Consider the following 3,053-nt stretch of genomic DNA (forward strand, 5'->3'; position numbering starts at 1 on the left):
GCCATTGGTGCTGACGGTGGACAACCTATGAGAATCGGCACGCGGCTTTTACGATCAAGCAATCATTCCTAAGCGTCGTTAACTATCCTCTAACGCTTGCGATGCCATTATATGGCAATGCTAAAAATCGCACCGGGGTGAACATGAGCAGCATCTCCATCAACGACCTCTTGGCTATGCGAAGCGCCATCCTCGACAGGAATGCGGCGCTTCGAAATGTAGCAAGCAGCGCGGGTTCTGTTGGTAGCCCCGGGGGTGCGGGAGCAAAATTCGAAGCAGCGATGGATACCGTGCTTGGAAAGGCGGACGGTGCAGACTCGCTTGCAGGCCCTGGCTCAAACCAAAGGATTTTGGGGACTGAACGCACGGAACCAGGCGGCTTTACCTCTACACTGCAAACACAGCTTCAAAAGATTAATGACATCAACGCTCGCGCCGGCCAGTTGACAGTCGCCTATGAGCGCGGCGAAGAGGTCGATATTGCAAAGGTCATGCTCGCGCGGCAGGAGTCGTCGATCGCCTTCGAAGCGACGCTGCAGGTTCGCAATAGGTTGCTTTCCGCGTATAAGGACATCATGAGCATGCCGGTCTAGCGCAAGCTGTCGACCGTATCATTGTAAGCAAGTCAAGCACCGGATCAGCTATGATGGTTCAGCTCGGCATCGAAGGGTATTATGTTATGAGAAGATCGAGGGCGCTTATCGCGGCCATGTTTCTGTTATCCCTAGCCGTAACGGCTTGTGGCAGCAGCGAAAAAACGTCGGACATCTCCGAGGATCAGATGAACCATTATGCCGGCATAGCGGAGCACGATCACCCGACGAACTCTACAAACGCGACAGCGCACTCGCCTACGCCAAATCCAGCGAAGAAGCAGTAGCGGCCACAGACCGATCAGGAGCCTTTCGGCTTGCGACCGCTATTGTGCATGCTGACGATTTTCCAGCTATTTCCCACGCGCGTTAAGACGCTGGTCGCGACGCCAATACGCTCGGCAACGGCTCCGTTCTTGGGTTCGATCCGATAGCGGTAGGTCTCAGTAGCGAGTGCAACCGGTCCCTCAAAGCGAACGCTGACCTTGTAGTCAGAAAATGTGAACGACTTGAACGCCGCCAGCTCTGGCGCAAGATGATGGGCAAGGTATGTTGTGTAGGTTCCCTCGTAGCCACCCGTTTCGAATATCTGCGAGTCGACCGCGAAGAGATCCTCGGTACCCTTTGCGTCGAGCTTCTTGATCGCCGCCTTGTACTGTGACAGCACCGCCTCCACGGCCCCTGTATCCGCGACTCGCTCAGGCTGCGCGGTGACTGCGATCGGCATGGCCAACGCTGTGGCTACTGCTACTCTCAATACCAAAATCATGTTTCCCCCTTTGATACCGCAAGATGGTTGAGGCCACCATTCATAAGGTGCCCTCAGGAATTCTTGTACCGATATCGCTAGTATTATCAAACCAAGCAAATCCTGCTACCTGAACAAGAGAGGTAAGAGAGGTGGCCGGGTTTGTCTGAACAGGGATCGGCAATGGTTAAGTGGATCGTCTGCCGGGTTCCTTGCCTTGCCAATACGGGGCGTCATGCAGGGAGGGCGTAGCCCGATCGGAGTGACGCCCCGTATCGGTTGCCAAATTCATGCTGCCATCATTACCGGCAGGTTGTCAAAATACGCCTGATCCGGCGTCCTGGCGGCGAGGCTCGAATGTGGCCTCCTTCCATTGTAAAAGTTCAGATAACGACCGATCGACGCGCGGGCTTCGCTGACCCGCCGTAGGCCCGGAGGTAAACCTCCTCATATTTGACTGAGCGCCACAGGCGCTCGACAACGACATTGTCGCGCCACGCGCCCCTGCCGTCCATGCTTATGGCGATTTTTTCTCGGAGCAGCACGCTGGTGAAGGCCATGCTCGTGAATTGGCTGCCCTGATCTGTATTGAAAATCTCCGGTTTGCCGAAGCGCGCCAGTGCTTCTTCCAGAGCCTCAACACAAAAATCGGCTTCCATCGTGATCGACACCCGCCAGGCCAGAACGTTGCGGCTGAACCAGTCCACGATGGCAACGAGATATACAAAGCCCCTCGCCATCGGAATGTAACTGATGTCGGTCGCCAAGACTTGGTTGGGACGCACGATCGCCAGCTTGCGCAGCAAATAGGGATAGATCTTGTGCCCCAGCGCGGGCTTCGATGTGCTCGGGCGGCGGTAGATCGCCTCAATCGCCATCGTCTTCATCAGCGTGCCAACATGCTGGCGGCCGATCTTGAAGCCCTCCTGCCGGAGCAGGTCGCGCAGCATCCGGCTCCCGGCGAATGGAAACTCCAGGTGCAGTTCGTCGATCCGCCGCATGATGGCGAGATCGGCAGGCGGCACCGGTCTGGGCAGATAATAAATGCTGCCCCGGCTGATCCCCAGCTCCCGGGCTTGCCGCGCCAACGGCAGTGCGTGCGAACGGTCGATCATCGTTTTGCGCTCGGCAACAGTCCCGCCTTCCCGAGCGCCCCTGACAAAAAATCGTTCACCAACGTCAGTTCACCGATTTTGGCGTGCAGCGTCTTTACGTCGATCACTGGCTCGGCAGCCTCGCTCCGCGTCTCGCTCCCGAATACACCGGCAGCCCCTTCCAGAAGCTGCCCGCGCCATTGCGTGATCTGGTTCGGATGCACGTCAAACTGCTGCGCCAGCTCCGCCAGCGTCTTCTCGCCCTTCACGGCGGCCAATGCCACCTTCGCTTTGAATGCCGGGCTGTGATTCCGGCGTGGTCGTTTGCTCATCTCTACTCCAGTCACGCGGCCATCCTGGCCGCCGGCAGGCAGAAAATCCACTTATCCCGATGTGCAGTTTTGCCAGGCCACCTCTGATCAGTCAAAGGCGCGTCCTCGGTGAAGACGCGCCCTCGGCCGTCCCTGTTCAGAAAACGACCGCTTTATGCGCACAGACGGACCCGTTCAGAATGCCAAGTGGTATAATCCGCCGTGCATGAAGGTTCCGCCAAGGAACCCCTGGATGGAGATAGCGAGCGTCATCAGGCCAAGCACCACCCAGTACAACGTCCGCGAC

General features: G+C 57.4%; 2 protein-coding genes and 1 pseudogene. 1 reads left to right on the plus strand and 2 read right to left on the minus strand.

Annotated elements, in window-relative coordinates; translation table 11 throughout:
- The first annotated feature begins 143 nt into the window (after nucleotides 1-143).
- Entirely contained in the window at nucleotides 144-593 is a 450-nt protein-coding gene (locus IL54_RS00910) for a flagellar hook-basal body complex protein FliE (protein WP_037472259.1), read from the plus strand.
- 301 nt (nucleotides 594-894) lie between these two features.
- Here IL54_RS00910 and IL54_RS00920 read toward each other — a convergent pair whose 3' ends face one another.
- Together IL54_RS00920 and IL54_RS00925 are read right to left on the minus strand one after the other, a co-directional pair.
- Nucleotides 895-1,362, minus strand: a complete 468-nt coding sequence (locus IL54_RS00920; protein ID WP_037472261.1) for a YybH family protein — start codon at nucleotides 1,360-1,362, stop codon at nucleotides 895-897.
- Nucleotides 1,363-1,629: 267 nt separating this feature from the next.
- Nucleotides 1,630-2,767, minus strand: a pseudogene (locus tag IL54_RS00925) (IS3 family transposase).
- Nucleotides 2,768-3,053: the final 286 nt, after the last annotated feature.

It is taken from the genome of Sphingobium sp. ba1 (genome assembly GCF_000743655.1).
In the GTDB taxonomy this organism is placed as follows: domain Bacteria; phylum Pseudomonadota; class Alphaproteobacteria; order Sphingomonadales; family Sphingomonadaceae; genus Sphingobium.